The organism is Pseudomonas sp. NPDC089395, from assembly GCF_044749525.1.
In the GTDB taxonomy this organism is placed as follows: Bacteria; Pseudomonadota; Gammaproteobacteria; order Pseudomonadales; family Pseudomonadaceae; genus Aquipseudomonas.
The window spans coordinates 1-21,944 of the sequence record NZ_JBIVID010000025.1 but is presented as its reverse complement, the minus strand read 5'-3'; the positions used below and the strand labels follow the sequence as shown (position 1 = coordinate 21,944).

Annotated in this window: 18 protein-coding genes; 7 read left to right on the top strand and 11 right to left on the bottom strand. The window is 63.7% G+C overall.

What is annotated here, in order from left to right:
- Positions 1–214: 214 nt before the first annotated feature.
- The 4 genes from ACIPZG_RS26665 to ACIPZG_RS26650 are packed head-to-tail and all read right to left on the bottom strand — an operon-like array spanning position 215 to position 2,822.
- Positions 215–1,534 (bottom strand): sensor histidine kinase, encoded by a 1,320-nt coding sequence (locus tag ACIPZG_RS26665; RefSeq protein ID WP_400718464.1) that lies wholly within the window; start codon positions 1,532–1,534, stop codon positions 215–217.
- Positions 1,531–2,199 carry a response regulator transcription factor gene (locus ACIPZG_RS26660; RefSeq protein ID WP_008096038.1) on the bottom strand — a complete coding sequence of 223 codons (669 nt, stop codon included), beginning with the start codon at positions 2,197–2,199 and terminating at the stop codon, positions 1,531–1,533. Before ACIPZG_RS26660 ends, ACIPZG_RS26665 begins: the two co-directional genes overlap by 4 nt.
- Positions 2,200–2,514: a PepSY domain-containing protein gene (locus ACIPZG_RS26655; RefSeq protein WP_008096040.1), complete on the bottom strand. Its 315-nt coding sequence runs from the start codon at positions 2,512–2,514 to the stop codon at positions 2,200–2,202.
- A complete protein-coding gene (locus ACIPZG_RS26650; RefSeq protein ID WP_400718462.1) occupies positions 2,514–2,822 on the bottom strand; it encodes a PepSY domain-containing protein in 309 nt (102 codons plus the stop codon). Before ACIPZG_RS26650 ends, ACIPZG_RS26655 begins: the two co-directional genes overlap by 1 nt.
- Positions 2,823–2,991: 169 nt before the next feature.
- On the opposite strand from ACIPZG_RS26650, the gene ACIPZG_RS26645 reads away from it, so the two are divergent.
- The gene (locus ACIPZG_RS26645) at positions 2,992–4,071 is read left to right on the top strand and encodes a patatin-like phospholipase family protein (RefSeq protein ID WP_400718460.1); all 1,080 of its coding nucleotides are present in this window, start codon (positions 2,992–2,994) and stop codon (positions 4,069–4,071) included.
- A gap of 54 nt (positions 4,072–4,125) precedes the next feature.
- Entirely contained in the window at positions 4,126–4,482 is a 357-nt protein-coding gene (gene queD / locus ACIPZG_RS26640) for a 6-carboxytetrahydropterin synthase QueD (RefSeq protein WP_400718457.1), read from the top strand.
- A 131-nt stretch (positions 4,483–4,613) separates the two neighbouring features.
- Here the strand turns inward: queD and ACIPZG_RS26635 are convergent, their stop codons facing one another.
- The gene (locus ACIPZG_RS26635) at positions 4,614–5,093 is read right to left on the bottom strand and encodes a DUF1289 domain-containing protein (protein ID WP_400718454.1); all 480 of its coding nucleotides are present in this window, start codon (positions 5,091–5,093) and stop codon (positions 4,614–4,616) included.
- Between the two features lie 405 nt (positions 5,094–5,498).
- On the opposite strand from ACIPZG_RS26635, the gene acnB reads away from it, so the two are divergent.
- Positions 5,499–8,108 (top strand): bifunctional aconitate hydratase 2/2-methylisocitrate dehydratase, encoded by a 2,610-nt coding sequence (gene acnB, locus ACIPZG_RS26630; RefSeq protein WP_400718466.1) that lies wholly within the window; start codon positions 5,499–5,501, stop codon positions 8,106–8,108.
- Between the two features lie 109 nt (positions 8,109–8,217).
- Here acnB and prpD read toward each other — a convergent pair whose 3' ends face one another.
- The 6 genes from prpD to ACIPZG_RS26600 all read right to left on the bottom strand — a co-directional run bounded on the left by prpD (position 8,218) and on the right by ACIPZG_RS26600 (position 16,815).
- A complete protein-coding gene (prpD, locus tag ACIPZG_RS26625) occupies positions 8,218–9,702 on the bottom strand; it encodes a 2-methylcitrate dehydratase (protein ID WP_400718451.1) in 1,485 nt (494 codons plus the stop codon).
- Positions 9,703–9,860: 158 nt separating this feature from the next.
- Positions 9,861–11,051 carry a 2-methylaconitate cis-trans isomerase PrpF gene (gene prpF / locus ACIPZG_RS26620; protein ID WP_400718448.1) on the bottom strand — a complete coding sequence of 397 codons (1,191 nt, stop codon included), beginning with the start codon at positions 11,049–11,051 and terminating at the stop codon, positions 9,861–9,863.
- 150 nt (positions 11,052–11,201) lie between these two features.
- The gene (acnD, locus tag ACIPZG_RS26615) at positions 11,202–13,790 is read right to left on the bottom strand and encodes a Fe/S-dependent 2-methylisocitrate dehydratase AcnD (RefSeq protein WP_400642957.1); all 2,589 of its coding nucleotides are present in this window, start codon (positions 13,788–13,790) and stop codon (positions 11,202–11,204) included.
- A 156-nt stretch (positions 13,791–13,946) separates the two neighbouring features.
- Positions 13,947–15,074, bottom strand: coding sequence for a 2-methylcitrate synthase (gene prpC, locus ACIPZG_RS26610; protein ID WP_400718446.1), 1,128 nt, complete (start codon positions 15,072–15,074; stop codon positions 13,947–13,949).
- A 137-nt stretch (positions 15,075–15,211) separates the two neighbouring features.
- Positions 15,212–16,102, bottom strand: coding sequence for a methylisocitrate lyase (gene prpB, locus ACIPZG_RS26605; protein WP_400718443.1), 891 nt, complete (start codon positions 16,100–16,102; stop codon positions 15,212–15,214).
- Positions 16,099–16,815 (bottom strand): GntR family transcriptional regulator, encoded by a 717-nt coding sequence (locus tag ACIPZG_RS26600; RefSeq protein ID WP_400642960.1) that lies wholly within the window; start codon positions 16,813–16,815, stop codon positions 16,099–16,101. Before ACIPZG_RS26600 ends, prpB begins: the two co-directional genes overlap by 4 nt.
- A 292-nt stretch (positions 16,816–17,107) precedes the next feature.
- Between ACIPZG_RS26600 and ACIPZG_RS26595 the strand changes: the two genes are divergently transcribed.
- The 4 genes from ACIPZG_RS26595 to pabB all read left to right on the top strand — a co-directional run bounded on the left by ACIPZG_RS26595 (position 17,108) and on the right by pabB (position 21,718).
- Entirely contained in the window at positions 17,108–17,644 is a 537-nt protein-coding gene (locus ACIPZG_RS26595) for an ATP-dependent zinc protease (RefSeq protein WP_317658828.1), read from the top strand.
- Between the two features lie 5 nt (positions 17,645–17,649).
- The gene (locus tag ACIPZG_RS26590; RefSeq protein ID WP_008093593.1) at positions 17,650–19,185 is read left to right on the top strand and encodes an inactive transglutaminase family protein; all 1,536 of its coding nucleotides are present in this window, start codon (positions 17,650–17,652) and stop codon (positions 19,183–19,185) included.
- Positions 19,185–20,165, top strand: coding sequence for an alpha-L-glutamate ligase-like protein (locus tag ACIPZG_RS26585; RefSeq protein WP_400718441.1), 981 nt, complete (start codon positions 19,185–19,187; stop codon positions 20,163–20,165). Before ACIPZG_RS26590 ends, ACIPZG_RS26585 begins: the two co-directional genes overlap by 1 nt.
- Positions 20,166–20,374: 209 nt before the next feature.
- Entirely contained in the window at positions 20,375–21,718 is a 1,344-nt protein-coding gene (gene pabB, locus ACIPZG_RS26580) for an aminodeoxychorismate synthase component I (RefSeq protein ID WP_400718438.1), read from the top strand.
- Positions 21,719–21,944 lie beyond the last annotated feature (226 nt).

Here is a 21,944-nt window from a genome sequence, read left to right as displayed (position 1 = left end):
GCTCTCGCACTGGTTGGCGTTCAGATTTCTTTTTGGTTGGCATACATGCACCTCTTACTCATGTTATGCCCGAACACAAAATTTCTGACACCCTCTGCAGTGCTGCTACGGGCCTCTTCGCGGGACAAGCCCGCTCCCACAGGATTTCCTCAAATCTCAATCACACAGGGATACCTGTGGGAGCGGGCTTGTCCCGCGAAAGGGCCAGCGCGGATCAACGCCCCTTGCGCGGCAATTCGATACTCACCCGCAACCCGCCCAAAGGGCTCTCCAGCAAGGCCAGCGACCCACCCCAGGCGTCGACGATATCCCGCACGATCCCCAGCCCCAACCCATGCCCGTCAACCTGCTCATCCAGCCGCGACCCCCGCTCCAGCACCTGCAGGCGCTGGCTTTCAGGAATCCCCGGGCCATCATCGTCGACCCACACCTGGTAGCCATCGTCTGTGGGCGCAATCCCCAGCCGCACCTCGCTGTCCGCCCATTTGCACGCGTTGTCCAACAGGTTGCCGAGCAGTTCCAGGAAATCCTCACGATCCCACGGCAACAGCAGCCCCGGTGGTACATCACGCGTCAGCAGCAGCCCCTCGCCATGGATCATGCCCAAGGTAGCGAGCAGCCCCGGCAACTCGGCGTCACAGTCGAACTGGGCACCCGGCAGCGCATCACCCGCCAGTCGCGCGCGGTTAAGTTCGCGCGCCAGGCGCTGCTGAATCTGCTCCAGCTGCTCGCGCAGTTGCGTGCGCACCTCGGGCAGGTCCTTGAGGCGCTCGCTGGACGCCAGGCTCAGCAGCACTGCCAGCGGCGTTTTCAACGCATGGCCGAGGTTGCCCAGGGCATTGCGCGAGCGGCGCAGGCTGTCTTCGGTGTGGCTGAGCAGGTGGTTGATCTGGCCCACCAGCGGCGCCAGCTCGCTGGGCACCTCGGCATCCAGTTGCGAACGCTGGCCCTGCTGCAGCTGGGCGATCTGTTGGCGGGCGCGCTCCAACGGGCGCAGCGAGCGGGTCACGGTGATGCGCTGTAGAACCAGCACCAGCAGCAACGCCACCAGCCCCATGCCCAGGCCGATTTGCTGCAGGCGCCGGAAGCTTTCGCGCACCGGCGAATAATCCTGCGCCACGCTGATGGTGATGTTCTGGCCCAGGCGTCGATAGTCGGCGCGCAGGGCCAGCAGCTGTTGCCCTTCCGGGCCCAGCTCGTGGCTGTCGGAAAGCCCGGGCGCGGCCGGTTTGGGCATGTCCAGGTCCCACAGCGAACGTGAGCGCCAAGTGCCCTGGTCGAAATCGATGCGGAAGTAGTAGCCCGAGAACGGACGCTGGTAGGCAGCGGAAACGCGTCGCTCATCCAGCTGCAGGCCCGAAGGCCCACGCACCAGTGCCACCAGCAGATTTTCACTTTCCTTGCGCAGGCCGTTTTCCAGGTAGCGCTGCAAGCCGGCTTCGAACAACCAGAGGGTGAGTTGCGCCAGCACCACGCCGACCACCACCAGCACGGCCACCAGGCCCAGGCTCAAGCGTGCCTGGATCGACTTCATCCGACGTTACCGGCGTACAGGTAGCCTTGCCCGCGGCGTGTCTCGATGACACTGCGGCCCAGCTTGCGGCGCAGATGGTTGACATGCACTTCGAGCACATTGGAATCGCGCTCGGTTTCGCCGTCGTACAGGTGCTCGGCCAGGTGGCTCTTGGAGAGGATCTGCTGCGGGTGCAGCATGAAGTAGCGCAACAGGCGGAACTCGGCGGCGGTCAGCTGGATATCGACACCGTCGCGGCTCACGCACTGGCGGCTTTCATCCAGGTGCAGGCCGGCCGCTTCGAGCGTTGGCTGGTTGGCCAGGCCCCGGGCACGGCGCAACAAGGCCTGGATGCGCAGTTGCAGCTCCTCTGGATGAAACGGTTTGCTCAGGTAGTCGTCGGCCCCGGCCTTCAGGCCCTCGATACGCTCGGCCCACGAGCCGCGCGCGGTGAGGATCAGCACCGGGGTAACCAGGCCGCCGGCCCGCCACTGGGTCAGCACGTCAAGGCCCGGCAACCCCGGCAGGCCGAGGTCGAGAATGATCAGGTCGTAGGGCTCGCTCTGGCCCTGGTACACCGCATCACGGCCATCGGCCAGCCAGTCCACGGCGTAGCCCTGGCGCTGCAGACCCGCGATCAGTTCGTCGGCCAGTGGTACGTTGTCTTCGACAAGCAACAGGCGCATTCAGTCGTCTTCCTCGTCTTTGAGCAGGGCGCCGGTGCTGGCATCGAGCTTGATCTCGCGCACCACGCCCTGGGGGGTCAGCAGCTCGACTTCATACTGGTAGCGGTCATCGTCCTGTTCCAGCTCCGCCTCCAGCAAACGCGCCCCGGGGTAACGCCCCAGGGCGGTTTCCAGCAGTTGTTCGAGCGGCAGGATGATGCCTTGCTGGCGTAGCTTGAGCGCTTCGTCCTGGTCCAGGTCGCGGGCCATGGTCAGGGAACAGACGGCCAGCAGCGAAAGCGCCAGGTAACGCGCCGGCCGGGGCAAGTGGATCATCAGCTGTCTCGCGCGTCCTTGAGCACTTCACCGGTCTTGGCGTCCAGGTCGACGTCCCATTCGACGTTCTGCGCGTCGCGCAGCTCGACCTTGTAGATAAAGCGGCCGTATTCGTCTTCGAGCTCGGAATCGGTGACCGTGGCGCCTGGGTGCTTGGCCACGGCGGCGGCCTTGAGCTCATCCAGCGACTTGATGGTCTTGGCGTTGACCAGCTTGACCACTTCATCCGGCTGGACGTCTTTGGCGAATGCCGCGTTGGCCCCCAGGGCAAGGGCGGCAGCAGTGAACAGGGCAGTGAGGGTTTTCATGTGTGCTCTCCTGAGGGACGTACAAGTTGTCTACGGGGTAAAGATTACCCCGTGGTCCTTAATTCAACCTGAAAACAGCTGGCGGCATGATAGCGCAGCTTGGGACCGCGTCGCCTTGATCGCCGGCAACTCCCCTATAATGACCCGCCTGTTGCCCGCGAGATCCGTCATGAGCGCCATTCACATCAAATACCCCGCCCTGACCTTCAAGGCCGGCCGCCGCGCCCTGCGCCAGATCCGTGAACGCGGCTTGCGGGCCGAGGACGTCGGTGTATTGCCAGGCGCGGCCGGCGGGCCGAAACCGTTGGGCATCCAGGGCCTGGACCTGGCGCTGTTCGGCGAATGGTTGCCATCGGCACCCCGCCAGCGCGCGTTGATCGGCGCCTCGATCGGCTCCTGGCGCTTCGCCAGTGCCTGCCTCGACGACCCGGTGGCGGGCATCCGTCGGCTGGGTGAGCTGTACACCGAGCAGGATTTTGCCAAGGGTGTAACGCCGACCGAGATCAGCCGCAGTTGCCAGCGCATGCTCGACGACCTGCTGCAAGGCCGCGATGGGCAGATCCTCGCCAACCCGCACTACCGCCTGAACATTCTGGTGGTGAAGAGCCACGGGCAGCTCGCCCATGACCACCGCGGGCGCCTGGGGATGGGCCTGTCGTCGGTCATTGCCAGCAATTTGCTGGGCCGTTCGCGCCTGGCCCGGCATTTCGAACGCATCATCCTGCACGACGAGCGCGCTGCCCCGCCCCTCGACGCCCTCACCGACTTCCCCTCGCGCTGCCTGCCGCTGGACCTGGCCAACCTGCGCCATGCGCTGCTGGCTTCAGGCTCGATCCCGATGGTGATGGAGGGCGTGCGTGACATTCCCGGTGCCGGCGCCGGCACCTACCGCGATGGCGGCTTGCTCGATTACCACCTGGACTTGCCGTATCGCGGCGACGACCTGGTGCTCTACCCGCATTTCACCGACAAAGTGGTGCCAGGCTGGTTCGACAAGGCCCTGCCGTGGCGCAAGGGCGATGCCACGCGCCTGCAGAACGTCCTGTTGATGACCCCTTCAGCGCAGTACCTGGCCGCCCTGCCCTTCGGCAAGCTGCCCGACCGCAACGACTTCAAGCGCTTCATGGGCGACGCGCCGAGCCGTAAGCGCTACTGGTACAAAGCCATTGCCGAAAGCCGGCGCCTGGGCGACGAACTGCTGGAGCTGGTTGCCACCGGGCGGCTGCATGAACGCCTGCAAGCCTTGTAGCGGCCATGCTGGTAGAATCGCCGCCAGTAATAATTCCTACAGAGTTCTGACAGCGTGGAAATTTTCAAAGAGTTCACATTCGAATCGGCCCATCGCTTGCCCAACGTCCCCGCCGGGCACAAGTGCGGCCGCCTGCATGGTCACTCGTTCACGGTTGGCCTACACCTGACCGGCCCGCTGGACCCGCACACGGGCTGGATCCGCGACTTCGCCGAGGTCAAGGCGATCTTCAAGCCAATCTACGAGCAACTGGACCACAACTACCTGAATGACATTCCTGGCTTGGAGAACCCGACCAGCGAAGTGATCGCCAAATGGATCTGGGAACAGGTCAAGCCGCTGATGCCTGAACTGTCGAAGGTGCGCATCCACGAGACCTGCACCAGCGGGTGCGAATATACCGGCGACTGATCCGGCGACATCACAGGCCTCTTCGCGGGGCAAGCTCGCTCCCACAGGTACTCCGCTGAGCCAAAAGTCAGCGGAGTACCTGTGGGAGCGAGCTTGCCCCGCGAAGAGGCCGGTTAATTCAATACCAGGCCTCAGCCCTGCCCATTCTCAAGGGCATCGCGCAGGAAGCTCGGCGCGATATAACGCTGGTAATGCGCCTCGGAAAGCAGAAAGAACTCGCGATCAATGGCATCGCGCAACTGCGGCAGCTCCCAGTCGCGGAACTCCGGCAGCAACACCATCCCGTACGCCTCAAGGTCACGAATCATCCGCGCCCCACGGGCGATCAGCTGATAGGCCCAGCAATATTCCGACTGCTGTTCGACATATCGGATCGAGCGCTGCTGCAGTTGCTGGCGCAACAGGCCTTTGTCGAACACCTCCAGCTTGGCCATCATCACCTGCGCCAGCAGTTGCTCCAGACGCAGCCACACGGCGCGCTTCTGCTCGTCGTCGTAACCGTTCCAGTGGATCACTTCATGGTGAAAACGCTTGCAGCCACGGCACACCGTGTCTCCGTACACCGTAGAGCACAGGCCGACGCAAGGGGTCTTGATGGATTGGTTGGACATGAAAAAACAACGGCTTGGCGATGGAACACGGGCCCATGTTAGCCCTTTGTCTAACCAGGGTCACCCGTTAAAGTCTCGTCCAGCGCCTTACCTTCCGGATTTTTTTGCCGTAGAATCATCCCGCCTTTTCTAAGGCAACAATGTCCGTTGGAAGCTGTTTTCAAAGCGTCACGAGCACAGTTAATCCGGTAGAACGGCGTTGGCCCGGGACATGCCCCCTCGCATGCCCGCGCCAGCCCTCATCCCTCCCCGTTCTGCAGGCGTAAAACTTTGAAAGCAGCTTCTGTAAGGATTCTCTGCGACCCTGGCTGGGCGGCCCACAAAGCCGTGATAGCGCATGGGTGCAGGGAATGCTGGATGAGCGTCCCGGACTCCCTTTAGGGACCACTGATGAGGGTAATAACTGTGCTTGAAGCCTACCGCAAACACATCGAAGAGCGTGCCACCCTGGGCATCGTGCCCCAGCCGCTGAACGCCGAACAAACTGCAGGCCTGGTCGAGCTGCTGAAAAACCCGCCGGCCGGCGAAGAAGCCTTCCTCGTAGACCTGATCACCAACCGTGTACCGCCAGGCGTTGACGAAGCTGCCTACGTCAAGGCCGCCTTCCTGTCCGCCGTCGCCAAGGGCGAAGCCAAGTCGCCGCTGATCGACCGCAAGCACGCCGCCGAGCTGCTGGGCACCATGCAGGGCGGCTACAACATCGAGACGCTGGTCGCGCTGCTGGATGACGCCGAACTGGGCGCCGTCGCGGCCGAACAGCTCAAGCACACGCTGCTGATGTTCGACGCCTTCCACGACGTGGCCGAAAAAGCCAAGGCTGGCAACGCCCACGCCAAGGCCGTGCTGGACTCCTGGGCTGCCGGCGAGTGGTTCACCTCGCGTCCGGCCATCGCCGAGAAGTACACCCTGACCGTGTTCAAGGTGCCTGGCGAAACCAACACCGACGACCTGTCGCCTGCTCCGGACGCCTGGTCGCGCCCTGACATCCCGCTGCACGCCCTGGCCATGCTGAAAATGGCCCGTGACGGCATCGAGCCGCAGCAGCCAGGTTCGGTTGGCCCGCTGGCCCAGATCGAAGCGGTCAAGGCCAAAGGCTTCCCGGTCGCCTACGTCGGCGACGTGGTCGGTACCGGTTCCTCGCGTAAATCCGCCACCAACTCGGTGCTGTGGTTCTTCGGCGACGACATCCCTTACGTGCCGAACAAGCGCGCCGGTGGCTTCTGCTTCGGCACCAAGATCGCCCCGATCTTCTACAACACCATGGAAGACGCCGGCGCCCTGCCGATCGAATTCGACTGCACCAACCTGGCCATGGGCGACGTCATCGACGTTTACCCGTTCAAAGGTGAAGTGCGCCGTCACGGCAGCGACGAACTGGTTACCAGCTTCCAGCTGAAAACCGAAGTGCTGCTCGACGAAGTCCGCGCTGGCGGCCGTATCCCGCTGATCGTCGGCCGTGGCCTGACCGAAAAAGCCCGTGCCGAACTGGGCCTGGGCGCTTCGGACCTGTTCAAGAAGCCAGAGCAGCCTGCCGACAGCGGCAAGGGCTTCACCCTGGCGCAGAAGATGGTCGGCCGTGCTTGCGGTCTGCCAGAAGGCCAGGGCGTGCGCCCAGGTGCCTACTGCGAGCCGAAGATGACCACCGTCGGTTCCCAGGACACCACTGGCCCGATGACCCGCGACGAGCTGAAAGACCTGGCGTGCCTGGGCTTCTCCGCTGACCTGGTCATGCAGTCGTTCTGCCACACCGCGGCCTATCCGAAGCCGATCGACGTCAACACCCACCACACCCTGCCAGACTTCATCCGCACCCGTGGCGGCGTGTCGCTGCGTCCAGGCGACGGCATCATCCACAGCTGGCTGAACCGCATGCTGATGCCTGACACCGTGGGTACCGGTGGCGACTCGCACACCCGCTTCCCGATCGGCATCTCGTTCCCGGCCGGTTCCGGCCTGGTGGCCTTCGCCGCCGCCACCGGCGTCATGCCGCTGGACATGCCAGAGTCGATCCTGGTGCGCTTCAAGGGCAAGCTGCAGCCTGGTATCACCCTGCGTGACCTGGTTCATGCCATCCCTTACTACGCCATCCAGAAGGGCCTGCTGACCGTCGAGAAGAAAGGCAAGAAGAACGCCTTCTCCGGCCGCATCCTGGAAATCGAAGGCCTGGACGAACTGACCGTCGAGCAAGCCTTCGAGCTGTCCGACGCCTCGGCCGAGCGTTCCGCTGCAGGTTGCACCATCAAGCTGCCAGAGAAGGCCATCGCCGAGTACCTGACCTCCAACATCACCCTGCTGCGCTGGATGATCGGCGAAGGCTACGGCGACGCCCGCACCCTGGAGCGCCGCGCCCAGGCCATGGAAGCCTGGCTGGCCAAGCCTGAGCTGCTGTCGGCCGACGCCGATGCCGAGTACGCTGAAATCATCGAAATCGACCTGGCCGACGTCAAGGAGCCTGTGCTCTGCGCGCCGAACGACCCGGACGATGCCCGCCTGCTGTCTTCGGTACAGGGCGAGAAGATCGACGAAGTGTTCATCGGTTCGTGCATGACCAACATTGGCCACTTCCGCGCCGCCGGCAAGCTGCTGGACAAGGTCAAGGGTGGCATTCCGACCCGTCTGTGGCTGGCTCCGCCAACCAAGATGGACGCTCACCAGCTGACCGAAGAAGGCTACTACGGCATCTACGGCAAGGCCGGTGCGCGCATGGAAATGCCAGGCTGCTCGCTGTGCATGGGTAACCAGGCACGCGTGCAGACCGGTTCGACCGTGGTCTCCACTTCGACCCGTAACTTCCCGAACCGTCTGGGCGACGCTACCAACGTGTACCTGGCATCGGCCGAGCTGGCTGCTGTCGCTTCGATCATCGGCAAGCTGCCGACCGTCGAAGAGTACATGCAGTACGCCAAGGACATCGACAGCATGGCTGCCGACGTCTACCGCTACCTGAGCTTCGACCAGATCGCCGAGTTCCGCGAAGCGGCAGCCAACGCCAAGATCCCAGTGGTTCAGGCATAAGCTGAGTTGTAGGTTGTAATGAAAGCCCCGGCAGAAATGCCGGGGTTTTTTATTGCTCATTCGGGCCTCTTCGCGGGACAAGCCCGCGAAGAGGCCAGCAATGGCAACCTCAGATCACGAACAAGTCCAAAAACCTGTGTACCGCCGTGCCCTCCAGCTTCTGCTGATCCTTGCACAGCGCAAAAATCGCCTCACACCGCTGCCGCGCAAACCGTGTCGCCAAATTCTCCCTGAACTTCGCCTCCAGCATCGGTATGCCCTCCTCCCGCCGACGCCGGTGCCCGAGCGGGTACTCCACCACCACCTGCTCGGTGCTACTGCCATCCTTGAAGAACACCTGCAACGCATTGGCAATCGAACGCTTGCCCGGCTCCAGGTATTCGCGGCTGAAACGCGGGTCTTCGACCACCTCCATCTTCTCGCGCAGCCGGTCGATACTCGGATGTGCGGCGTGGAAAGCGTCCTCGTAATCCTCGGCCTCCAGACGCCCGAAGATCAGCGGCACCGCCACCATGTACTGCAGGCAGTGGTCGCGGTCGGCGGCATTGGCCAGGGGGCCCACCTTGGAGATGATGCGGATCGCCGACTCCTGGGTGGTGATCACGATACGGTCGATCTCATGCAGGCGATTGCGCACCTGGCGGTGCAAGGTGAGCGCCGCCTCGCAGGCGGTCTGGGCGTGAAACTCGGCAGGGAAGCTGATCTTGAACAGTACGTTTTCCATCACGTAGCTGGCCAGAGGCTGCGGCAGGGTCAGCTCATGCTTGCCGACCGGCTTGAGTGCCAGGTCCTTGTTGGTGTGGCTGAACGACACGTCATAGAACCCCCACTGCGGCGCCGTCAGTACGCCAGGCACCCCCATCTCGCCGCGCAGCGCGATATCGGCCAGGCGCACACCGCGGCTGGAGGCGTCGCCTGCGGCCCATGACTTGCGCGAGCCGGCGTTGGGCGCATGGCGATAGGTGCGCAGCGCCTGGCCGTCGACGAAGGCATGGGACAACGCCGAGAGCAGTTGCTCGCGGTTGGCGCCCATCAGCTTGGCGCACACGGCCGTGGACGCCACCTTGACCAGTATCACGTGGTCCAGGCCGACGCGATTGAACGCGTTCTCCAGCGCCAGTACCCCCTGAATCTCGTGGGCCATGACCATGGTTTCGAGCACTTCACGCATCATCAGCGGGGCTTCGCCATTGGCCACGTGCTTTTGCGACAGGTGATCGGCCACTGCCAGGATGCCACCGAGGTTGTCTGAGGGATGACCCCACTCGGCCGCCAGCCAGGTGTCGTTGTAGTCCAGCCAGCGCACGGTGCAGCCGATGTCCCAGGCCGCCTTGACCGGGTCCAGGCGGTAGGCGGTGCCGGGCACCCGGGCGCCATTGGGGACGACGGTGCCTTCGACCAAGGGGCCGAGGTGTTTGGTGCATTCGGGGAAGCGCAGGGCCAGCAGGCCGCAGCCTAGGGTGTCCATCAGGCAGTTGCGCGCGGTGTCCAGGGCCTCTGGGGATTCGACCTGGTAGGTGAGGACGTAGTCGGCGAGGGTTTGCAGCACCCGGTCGTAGTCCGGGCGGTCGTTCAGGTCCACGTTGGCGCTCATCATTCGCTCCCTCTGGAAAAGCCGGGGCTGCTACGCAGCCCTTTCGCGACACAAGGCCGCTCCTACAGAAGCGGCGCCGCCCCCTGTAGGAGCGGCCTTGTGTCGCGAAAGGGCCGCAAAGCGGCCCCAGTCATCGAAAGCCGAGCGCCAGTAGTGCGTTAGAAGCAGTCGCCAGGTACGCGCACCCAGCCTTCCATCAGCACGCGAGCACTGCGGCTCATGATTGCCTTGGTCACCGTCCACTCGCCATTCACCTGACGCGCCTCGGCGCCCACCCGCAACGTGCCGGACGGATGCCCGAAACGCACGGCGCTGCGCTCGCCCCCGCCTGCGGCGAGGTTGACCAACGTGCCCGGAATGGCAGCGGCGGTACCGATCGCCACCGCAGCGGTGCCCATCATTGCGTGGTGCAGCTTGCCCATGGACAACGCACGCACCAGCAGGTCGATGTCACTCGCCGCGACAGCCTTGCCACTGGAGGCAGTGTAGGTGCTTGGCGGCGCAACGAAAGCGACCTTCGGCGTGTGTTGACGCCCGGCAGCCTGGTCGACGTGCTCGATGAGCCCCATGCGCACGGCGCCGTAGGCGCGGATCGTTTCGAAACGGGTCAGTGCCTGCGGGTCACCGTTGATCGCTTCCTGCAGCTCGGTGCCGGTGTAACCGATGTCGGCGGCATTGACGAAGATGGTCGGGATGCCAGCGTTGATCAGTGTGGCCTTGAAGCAGCCGACGCCAGGCACTTCCAGGTCATCCACCAGGTTGCCGGTGGGGAACATGGAGCCGCCGTCACCGTCTTCGTCGGCGGCAGGGTCAAGGAATTCGAGCTGCACTTCGGCCGCCGGGAAGGTGACACCGTCGAGCTCGAAATCGCCGGTTTCCTGTACTTCACCTTCAGTGATCGGCACGTGGGCGATGATGGTCTTGCCGATGTTGGCCTGCCAGATGCGCACGGTGGCCACGCCATTGCGCGGGACACGGGCTGGGTCGACCAGGCCGCTGCTGACGGCGAACGAGCCGACGGCGGCGGAAAGGTTGCCGCAGTTGCCGCTCCAGTCGACGAAGGCCTTGTCGATGGAGACCTGGCCGAACAGGTAGTCCACATCGTGCTCGGGCTTGATGCTGGACGAGAGAATCACGGTCTTGCTGGTGCTCGAGGTAGCCCCGCCCATGCCATCGATCTGCTTGCCGTAGGGGTCGGGGCTGCCGATCACGCGCAGCAGCAGCGCGTCACGGGCCGGGCCAGGGACCTGGGCGGCTTCGGGCAGGTCTTGCAGGCGGAAGAACACGCCCTTGCTGGTGCCGCCACGGATGTAGGTGGCGGGGACTTTGATCTGGGGTACATGTGCCATTGTCTGGGGCGTCCTGATAGTTCGGTGAAATACCCTGGGGCCGCTGCGCAGCCCTTTCGCGACACAAGGCCGCTCCTACAGAGGGCAGCGCGTTCCTGTAGGAGCGGCCTTGTGTCGCGAAAGGGCCGCAAAGCGGCCCCCATGTCATGCTCAGGCGCTGGCTTCGAGGAAGTCCTGAGCAAAGCGCTGCAGCACCCCGCCCGCCTCGTAGATCGACACCTCTTCAGCGGTATCCAGGCGGCAGGTCACCGGCACCTCGATGCGCTCACCGTTGGCCCGGGTAACCACCAGCGTCAAGGTCGCACGCGGCGTGCGCGCACCCAGCACGTCGTAGGTTTCGCTGCCATCCAGACCCAGGGTCTTGCGATCGGTCCCTGGCTTGAATTCCAGTGGCAACACGCCCATGCCCACCAGGTTGGTGCGGTGAATGCGCTCGAAGCCTTCGGCGACGATCGCCTCGACACCCGCCAGGCGCACACCCTTGGCCGCCCAGTCGCGGGACGAACCCTGGCCATAGTCGGCACCGGCCACAATGATCAGTGGCTGCTTGCGCTCCATGTAGGTTTCGATGGCTTCCCACATGCGGGTCACCTTGCCTTCCGGCTCGATACGCGCCAGCGAGCCCTGCTTCACGCTACCGTCTTCCTTGCGCACCATCTCGTTGAACAGCTTGGGGTTGGCGAAGGTCGCGCGCTGTGCGGTCAGGTGGTCGCCACGGTGGGTCGCGTAGGAGTTGAAGTCCTCTTCCGGCAGGCCCATTTTCGCCAGGTACTCGCCTGCCGCGCTGTCGAGCATGATGGCGTTGGACGGCGACAGGTGGTCGGTAGTGATGTTGTCCGGCAGCACTGCCAGCGGGCGCATGCCACGCAGGGTACGCTCACCGGCCAGGGCGCCTTCCCAGTAAGGCGGGCGGCGGATGTAGGTGCTCATCGGGCGCCAGTCGTACAGCGGTGCCACTTTCGGCCCACGGTCTTCCTCGATGGCGAACATCGGAATGTAGACCTTGCGGAACTGCTCAGGCTTCACCGCCGCACGCACCACGGCGTCGATTTCTTCGTCGCTCGGCCAGATGTCCTTGAGGCGGATTTCCTTGCCGTCGACCACACCCAGCACATCCTTCTCGATGTCGAAACGGATGGTACCGGCAATGGCATAAGCCACCACCAGCGGTGGCGACGCGAGGAACGCCTGCTTGGCGTAGGGGTGGATACGCCCGTCGAAGTTGCGGTTGCCCGACAGTACGGCAGTGGCGTACAGGTCGCGGTCGATGATCTCCTGCTGGATCACCGGGTCCAGCGCACCGGACATACCGTTGCAGGTGGTGCAGGCGAAGGCGACGATGCCGAAGCCCAGTTGCTCCAGTTCCTTCTCCAGACCCGCCTCTTCCAGGTACAGCTGCACGGCCTTGGAGCCCGGCGCCAGCGACGACTTGACCCACGGCTTGCGGCTCAGGCCAAGCTTGTTGGCATTGCGCGCCATCAGGCCTGCGGCAATCACGTTGCGCGGGTTGCTGGTGTTGGTGCAGCTGGTGATGGCGGCGATGATCACCGCACCGTCAGGCATTTGCCCAGGCACTTCTTCCCAGGCGCCGGCGATGCCCTTGGCCGCCAGGTCGCTGGTGGCGACACGGGCATGCGGGTTGGACGGGCCAGCCATGTTACGTACCACGCTCGACAGGTCGAACTGCAGCACACGCTCGTACTCGGCGTTGGCCAGGCTATCAGCCCACAGACCGGTGGCCTTGGCATAGGTTTCCACCAGCTTGACCTGCTGCTCTTCGCGGCCGGTCAGCTTGAGGTAGTCGATGGTTTGCTGGTCGATGGCGAACATGGCCGCCGTGGCGCCGTATTCCGGGGCCATGTTGGAGATGGTCGCGCGGTCGCCCAGGGTCAGGGCACGTGCGCCCTCGCCGTAGAATTCGAGGTAGGCACCGACCACTTTCTGCTTGCGCAGGAACTCGGTCAGGGCCAGCACCAGGTCGGTGGCGGTGATGTTCGGCGCCAGCTTGCCGGTCAGCTCGACGCCGACGATTTCCGGCAGGCGCATCCACGAGGCGCGGCCGAGCATGACGTTCTCGGCTTCCAGGCCACCGACGCCGATGGCGATCACGCCCAGGGCGTCGACATGCGGGGTGTGGCTGTCGGTGCCGACGCAGGTGTCCGGGTAGGCCAAGCCGCGGTCGTTATGGATGACCGGCGACATCTTCTCCAGGTTGATCTGGTGCATGATGCCGTTGCCGGGCTGGATCACGTCGACGTTCTTGAACGCCTTCTTGGTCCAGTTGATGAAGTGGAAGCGGTCTTCGTTGCGACGGTCTTCGATGGCGCGGTTCTTCTCGAACGCTTGCGGGTCGAAACCACCGCACTCGACGGCCAGCGAGTGGTCGACAATCAGCTGTACCGGCACCACTGGGTTGACTTGGGCCGGGTCACCGCCTTTGTCGGCGATGGCGTCACGCAGGCCGGCGAGGTCGACCAGGGCGGTCTGACCGAGGATGTCGTGACAGACCACGCGGGCCGGGAACCACGGGAAATCGAGGTCACGCTTGCGCTCGATCAGTTGGCTGAGCGAGGCGTCGAGTGTCGCTGGGTCACAGCGGCGCACCAGGTTTTCGGCGAGCACGCGGGAGGTGTAGGGCAGGCCGTCGTAGGCGCCGGGCTTGATCGCCTCGACTGCCTGACGGGCGTCGAAGTAGTCCAGGTCGGTGCCTGGCAGGTTCTTGCGAAATGCAGTGTTCATAATGGGCTCGGTCACGGAAGTCGGAAGTAAGCCGTCCTTGTGGGAGCGGGCTTGCCCCGCGAATGCGTCAGCAGCTACACATCGGTTGCCTGGCCCGACGCATTCGCGGGACAAGCCCGCTCCCACAAGGAAACGGGCTGCCTCTCTTTATCTGATTCAGCGCTGCTCGATCGGCACGAACTGGCGCTGCTCGACGCCGACATACTCGGCGCTCGGGCGGATGATGCGGTTGTTGGCGCGTTGCTCGAAAACGTGCGCCGCCCAGCCGGTCAGGCGCGAGCAGACGAAGATCGGGGTGAACAGCTTGGTCGGAATGCCCATGAAGTGGTACGCCGAGGCATGGTAGAAGTCGGCGTTGGGGAACAGGCGCTTCTGGTCCCACATGGTCTTGTCGATAGCCTCGGAGACCGGGTACAGGACCTTGTCACCAACTTCGTCGGCGAGCTGCTTCGACCAGCCCTTGATCACTTCGTTACGCGGGTCGGACTCTTTGTAGATGGCATGGCCGAAGCCCATGATCTTGTCCTTGCGCTCGAGCATGGCCAGCAGCTCGGTGACCGCTTCCTGCGGGCTCTGGAAGCGCTCGATCAGCTCCATGGCCGCCTCGTTGGCACCACCGTGCAGCGGGCCGCGCAGCGAGCCGATGGCGGCGGTGACGCAGGAGTACAGGTCGGACAGGGTCGAGGCACACACACGGGCGGTGAAGGTCGAGGCGTTGAATTCGTGCTCGGCGTAGAGGATCAGCGAGACGTTCATCACCTTGACGTGCAACTCGCTCGGCTTCTTGCCGTGCAGCAGGTGCAGGAAGTGGCCGCCGAGGGTGTCTTCGTCGCTGGTGCAGTCGATACGCACCCCTTCGTGTGTGAAGCGGTACCAGTAGCACATGACAGCCGGGAACAGCGCCAGCAGGCGGTCGGTCTTGTCGCGCTGGGCCTCGAAGGTCAGCTCGGGCTCCAGGGTGCCGAGCACCGAGCAGCCGGTACGCATCACGTCCATCGGGTGAGCATCGCCCGGGATACGCTCGAGCACTTCCTTCAGCGCCTGGGGCAGGTCGCGCAAGCCTTTGAGCTTGTGCTTGTACTCGGCCAGCTGGGCCTTGTTCGGCAGCTCACCGTACAGCAGCAGGTAGGCCACTTCTTCGAATTCGGCACCGGCAGCCAGGTCGCGGACGTCGTAGCCACGGTAGGTCAAGCCGGCACCGGCCTGGCCAACGGTCGACAGCGCGGTCTGGCCGGCCACCTGGCCGCGAAGGCCTGCGCCGCTGAGTACTTTTGCTTCGGCCATGGTGTTTCTCCTTTCTTGAATTTGTTATGGAATCTTTTCTGGCTAATTCGGGGTGGCTGTACCGGCCCTATCGCCGGCAAAGGCTCCCACAGGTAGAGCGTGGGAGCCGGCTTGCCGGCGATGAGGCCAGCACCGACTCAACCTTTCTTCTGCGCAAACAACGCATCCAGGCTCTGCTCAAAGGCGTGGTAGCCGATGGCCTCGTAGAGCTCCATGCGGGTCTGCATGGTGTCGATCACGTTCTTCTGGGTGCCGTCACGGCGCAGCGCGGTGTAGACATTCTCGGCCGCCTTGTTCATGGCGCGGAACGCCGACAGCGGGTACAGCACCAGCGACACGTCGACCTCGGCCAGCTCCTGGGTGGTGTACAGCGGCGTGGCACCGAATTCGGTGATGTTGGCCAGGATCGGCGCCTTCACGCGGTCGGCGAAGGTCTTGTACATCGCAAGCTCAGTGATGGCTTCCGGGAAGATCATGTCGGCACCGGCTTCGATGCAGGCGGCGGCACGGTCCAGTGCGGAGTTCAGGCCTTCCACTGCCAGGGCATCGGTACGCGCCATGATCACGAAGCTGTCATCGGTACGGGCGTCTACGGCCGCCTTGATGCGGTCGACCATCTCCTGCTGGGAGACGATTTCCTTGTTCGGCCGGTGACCACAGCGCTTGGCGCCCACCTGATCTTCGATATGGATGGCGGCTGCGCCGAACTTGCACATCGAACGCACGGTGCGCGCAACGTTGAAGGCCGAAGCGCCGAAGCCGGTGTCGACATCAACCAGCAGCGGCAGGTCGCAGACATCGGTGATGCGACGCACGTCGGTCAGCACGTCGTCCAAGCCGGTGATGCCCAGGTCCGGCAGGCCCAGGGAACCTGCGGCGACACCGCCACCGGAGAGGTAGATGGCCTTGAAACCGGCGCGCTTGGCCAGCAGTGCGTGGTTGGCGTTGATGGCGCCGACCACTTGCAGCGGATGTTCGGCGGCAACGGCGTCGCGGAAACGCTGACCTGGTGTGCTCTTCACAGTCATTTCTCACCTCGTGGGCTGTTGTTGTGAGCGTCCAGATAGTGACGCTCGATATTGCGCTTGGATGCACCGATGTGGCGGCGCATCAGGAGTTCAGCCAGCTCGCCGTCACGGTCGGCGATGGCATCGAGAATGCGGTGGTGCTCGGCAAAAGCCTGGTGTGGCCGATTGGGGGTGGCGGAGAACTGGATCCGGTACATGCGCACCAGTTGATACAGCTCGCCGCAGAGCATCTTGACCAGGGTCTGGTTGCCGCTGCCCTGGATGATCCGGTAGTGGAAGTCGTAGTCGCCTTCCTGCTGGTAGTAACCCAGGCCGGCCTGAAACGCGGCATCGCGCTCGTGGGTGTCGAGCACCCGACGCAACTCCTCGATCTCGGCCTGGCTCATGCGCTCGGCGGCAAGGCGGCAGGCCATGCCTTCGAGCGACTCGCGGATTTCGTACAATTCGATCAGTTCGGCATGGTTGAGCGACACCACCCGTGCGCCGACATGCGGCACCCGCACCAGCAGGCGCTGGCCTTCGAGGCGGTGAATGGCCTCACGCAGCGGGCCGCGGCTGATGCCATAGGTACGCGCCAGCTCAGGCTCGGAGATTTTGCTGCCTGGGGCGATGTCACCTTTGACGATGGCTGCCTGGATACGCCGGAAGACGTTCTCCGACAAGGTTTCCGTTTCGTCTGATGGTGCGAGGCTTGGGTCGCTGAGGTCCAGCATATTGTCGACACCTTGATAATCAATGGTGCAGAAATTAGCGAATCCGGCGCCGCCAGTCAAAGACAAAATGAATATTGTCGACAATCGTCTAAGAACGAACTTACCCGGTCGCCGCGCTGTCAGATCGCGACGCGCTGGCGTCAAGACATCGTCGTGATAGAATGCCGCGCTTTCCAAGGAGTATGGATAGTGTGTTTGTCATCAATTCATGTTGTTGACAGTTAATGAGGAAGCTTGCGCAGCAGTTGCCAGTCGCCTTGCCCCGAACCCTGCACAGCACCGCGCCAGGATTATGAGACTTACACCCGTATTATTGCTGCTTTGCCTTACCCTGCTGCCGGCCCTTGGTCAGGCGGCGGGCAAGACCGTGTACGGTCTTAACGAATACGCGCGCCTTGGCGACCTCGACCTCGAGGTGGCTGCCAAGCTCGATACCGGGGCCAAGACTGCGTCCTTGAGTGCCCGCGACATCAAGCGCTTCAAGCGCAACGGCGAAAGCTGGGTGCGCTTCTACCTGGCCATCGACGCCGCCCACTCGCACCCCATCGAGCGCCCACTGGCCCGGGTCAGCAAGATCAAGCGCCGGGCTGGCGACTATGATGCGGAATCAGGCAAGGCCTACACCGCCCGCCCGGTCATCGAACTCGACATCTGCATGGGCCAGGCCCTGCGCACCATCGAAGTCAACCTCACCGACCGCAGCGCGTTCCAGTTCCCGCTGCTGATCGGCTCCGAGGCGCTCAAGCACTTCGACGCGCTGGTCGACCCAAGCCTTAAATACGCGGCCGGCAAACCTGCCTGTGCCACCGACGCTCCCAAAGCAGAGTAATCCCGATGCGCTCTCTTACCCTCCATCTGAAAGTCCTGATCACCGTACTGGTGCTACTGGGCGTGGCGGTCACGGCTTATCAGATCTTCTTCCTCGGCATCCCGGTGACCGAGGATGAAACCGACGACCTGTGGAATATCGACGCCAAGGTCGAATTCGTCGCCAGCACCAAAGACCCGGTCAAGGTGCAGATGTTCGTGCCGCCGCTGAACCGCGACTACGTCAGCCTCAACGAGAGCTTCATCTCCAACAACTACGGGGTCAGCGTCAATCGCGCCGACGGCAACCGCAAGGTGACCTGGTCGGCCCGCCGCGCCAGCGGCAACCAGACCCTGTACTACCGCCTGGTGCTGACCAAGCGCTACAGCAACGAAAAGACGGCCATCAAGGGCCCGACCTTCCGTGACAGCCTAGCCGTCGAAGGCCCCGAGAAGATTGCCGCAGAAGCCCTGATGGCACCGATCCGCCAGCATTCCGCCGACGTCGAGACCTTCGTCAGCGAAACCATCAAGCGGGTCAACAACCTCAATGACGACAACGTCAAGCTGCTGCTGGCCGGCGACACCTCGTCCATGAAGAAAGCGCAGATCATCGACCTGCTGCTGTCCATCGCCCACGTGCCGATGGAGAAGGTGCACACCATTCGCCTGGTGGCCGACACCCCACAGACCCCCGAGCTGTGGCTGCGCAGCTTCAACGGCAACGATTGGCTGTACTTCAACCCGGACACCGGCGAACAGGGTCTGCCGAGCGACCGCCTGCTGTGGTGGACCGGTGACGACAACCTGATCACCGTCGATGGCGGCAAGAAGGCCAACGTCACCTTCAGCATGAACAACAGCGAGATGAATGCCATCCGCCTGGCCAAGCTGACCGATGAGAACACTGACGCCGACTTCCTCGAATACTCGCTGTACGGCTTGCCGCTGCAGACCCAGCAAACCTTCATGATCATGGTGATGATCCCGATTGGCGTGCTGGTGATTCTGGTCCTGCGCAACCTCATCGGCATCCAGACCCTGGGCACGTTCACCCCGGTACTGATCGCCCTGGCCTTCCGCGAAACCCAGCTGGGCTTCGGCATCGTGCTGTTCACGGTGATTACCGCGCTGGGACTGTCGCTACGCTCGTACCTGGAACACCTGAAACTGCAGATGCTGCCGCGCCTGTCGGTGGTCCTGACCTTCGTCGTGGTGCTGATTGCCGCCATCAGCCTGTTCAGCCACAAGCTGGGCCTGGAGCGCGGCCTGTCGGTGGCGCTGTTCCCGATGGTGATTCTGACCATGACCATCGAACGCTTGTCGATCACCTGGGAAGAACGCGGTGGCGGCCATGCCATGAAAGTGGCCATCGGCACGCTGTTCGCCGCCTCCCTGGCGCACTTGCTGATGATGGTGCCGGAGCTGGTGTACTTCGTCTTCACCTTCCCGGCGGTACTGCTGATTCTGGTGGGCTTCATGCTGGCGATGGGTCGCTACCGCGGCTACCGCCTGACCGAGCTCGTTCGCTTCAAGGCATTCGTGAAGAAGGCTGACGCCTGATGTTTGGCCTGATCAAGACGTGGAAAGCCCTGGAGGCCCGGGGCATCATGGGTATCAACCGGCGCAACGCGGACTACGTCCTGAAGTACAACAAGCGCCACCTGTACCCGATCGTCGACGACAAGATCATCACCAAGGAGCGCGCGCTCGCCGCTGGCATCCATGTGCCGGAAATGTACGGCATCATCGAGACCGAGAAGCAGATCGAGAAGCTTCACGAGATCATCGGCGGGCGTAACGACTTCGTCATCAAGCCTGCCCAGGGCGCCGGCGGTGATGGCATCCTGGTGATCGCCGACCGTTTCGAGGACCGCTATCGCACGGTGTCGGGCAAGATCATCAGCCACGAGGAAATCGAGCATCAGGTCTCGAGCATCCTCACCGGGCTGTACTCGCTCGGCGGGCACCGCGACCGCGCGCTGATCGAGTACCGGGTCACCCCGGACCAGATCTTCAAGAGCATCAGCTACGAAGGTGTGCCGGACATCCGCATCATCGTGCTGATGGGCTACCCGGTCATGGCCATGCTGCGCCTGCCGACCCGCCAGTCGGGCGGCAAGGCCAACCTGCACCAGGGCGCCATCGGCGTGGGTGTGGACCTGGCCACCGGCGTGACCCTGCGTGGCACCTGGCTGAACAACATCATCAGCAAGCACCCCGACACCACCAATGCGGTGGATGGCGTGCAACTGCCGAACTGGGATGGCTTCATGAAGCTGGCGGCCGGCTGCTACGAGCTGTGCGGCCTGGGCTACATCGGCGTGGACATGGTGCTGGACCAGGACAAGGGGCCGCTGATTCTCGAGCTCAACGCGCGCCCCGGGCTGAATATCCAGATCGCCAACGATACCGGACTGACCCAGCGCACCCATGCCATCGAGGCGCACATCGAGGCACTGGCCAGGGAGGGCATCACCGAAGATGCCGAGCAGCGCGTTCGCGTTGCACAGAGCCTGTTCGGGCACGTGCAGCCGCGCTGAAATCGTGGGGCTGCTACGCAGCCCTTTCGCGACACAAGGCCGCTCCTACAGGACACCGCGTAACTCTGTAGGAGCGGCCTTGTGTCGCGAAAGGGCCGCAAAGCGGCCCCAAGGCGCAACCCAAAGCTTTAATGTCGCCCCAGCGCTAGGCGCTTTTCCTACACAGGTCTACAATCGCCCTCCTCGCTTTTACATCGCCGTCCACACTGATGCCGACCTGTACGCTCCACCCCCTGCCCTACCAACCCGACCCTGCCGCCTACTTCGCCCGCCTGCGCCAAGCGCCCGGCGCGATTCTGCTCGACAGCGCCCGCCCCGGCGCGGAGCGCGGACGCTTCGACCTCTTCAGCGCCTGGCCCCAGCAACACCTGCAAGCACAGCCCGATGAAGACGGCCGCAGCTTCCTGCAGCGCCTGCGCGCCGCGCTGGCCGAACTGGGCCACACACAACTCCCCGACGGCATCGAATTGCCCTTTGCCGGCGGCTTGATCGGCTACCTCAGCTACGACTTCGGCCGCCGCCTGGAGCACCTGCCCAGCCAGTCCATTGACGATCTCAGCCTGCCGGATGCACAACTGGGTGTGTATGCCTGGGCCATGGTCACCGACCACCTGCTCGGCAGCAGCCAGCTGGTATTCCACCCAAGCCTCGCCAGTGCAGAGCGCGAGCGCCTGATCGCCTTGTTCAAAGCCCCTGACATCACTGCAAGCGGTGATTTCACGCTGCTCGCCCCCATGCAGGGGGATCTGCAGCCCGAGCAGTACCGCGCCGCCTTCGACCAGGTACAACGCTACATTCAGGCCGGCGACTGCTACCAGATCAACCTCACCCAACGCTTTCGCGCCCCGTGCCAGGGTGACCCATGGCGCGCCTACCAGGCACTGCGCAAAGCCTGCCCGACGCCCTTCTCCGGCTACCAGCAACTGGCTGACGGCAGCGCGCTGCTGAGCTTTTCCCCGGAACGCTTCATCCGCGTCAATCAGGGCCAGGTGGAAACCCGCCCCATCAAGGGCACCCGCCCGCGCTCGGCCGACCCGACCATCGACGCGCGCAATGCCGAGGAGCTGCGCCACAGCCCCAAGGACCGCTCGGAAAACCTGATGATCGTCGACCTGTTGCGCAATGACCTGGGTCGCACCTGCCAGATTGGTTCGGTGAAAGTGCCCGAGCTGTTCAGCCTGGAAAGCTACCCCAACGTGCACCACCTGGTCAGCAGCATCACCGGGCAACTGGCCGCCGACAAGGACGCCCTGGACCTGATCGGTGACAGCTTCCCCGGCGGCTCGATCACTGGCGCACCCAAGATCCGCGCCATGCAGATCATCGACGAACTGGAGCCGACCCGACGCGCACTGTATTGCGGCTCGCTGCTGTACGTGGATGTGCGTGGCGAGATGGACAGCTCCATCGCCATTCGCAGCTTGCTGGTCAAGGATGGGCAAGTCAGTTGCTGGGGCGGCGGCGCAGTGGTGGCCGACTCCGATTGGCAGGCGGAATACGAAGAGTCGATCGCCAAGGTACGGGTGCTGATGGAGACCTTGCAGGGGCTGTAATCGGGCGGTCGCCTGTGAGGGCCCTATCGCCGGCAAGCCGGCTCCCACAAAGAGCAGGCCAGCGCTGTACCTGTGGGAGCCGGCTTGCCGGCGATAGGGCCAGCACAGGCGCTGCAAAGCCCCAAGGCAGCAGGGACTGTCAGTTTTTTTGTGTGCGGGCCGGTAAGGGCCTGCCGCTAGGCAGGCCCTGATTTTACCAGGTCGGCCTGATGAACCGATCCCCGTA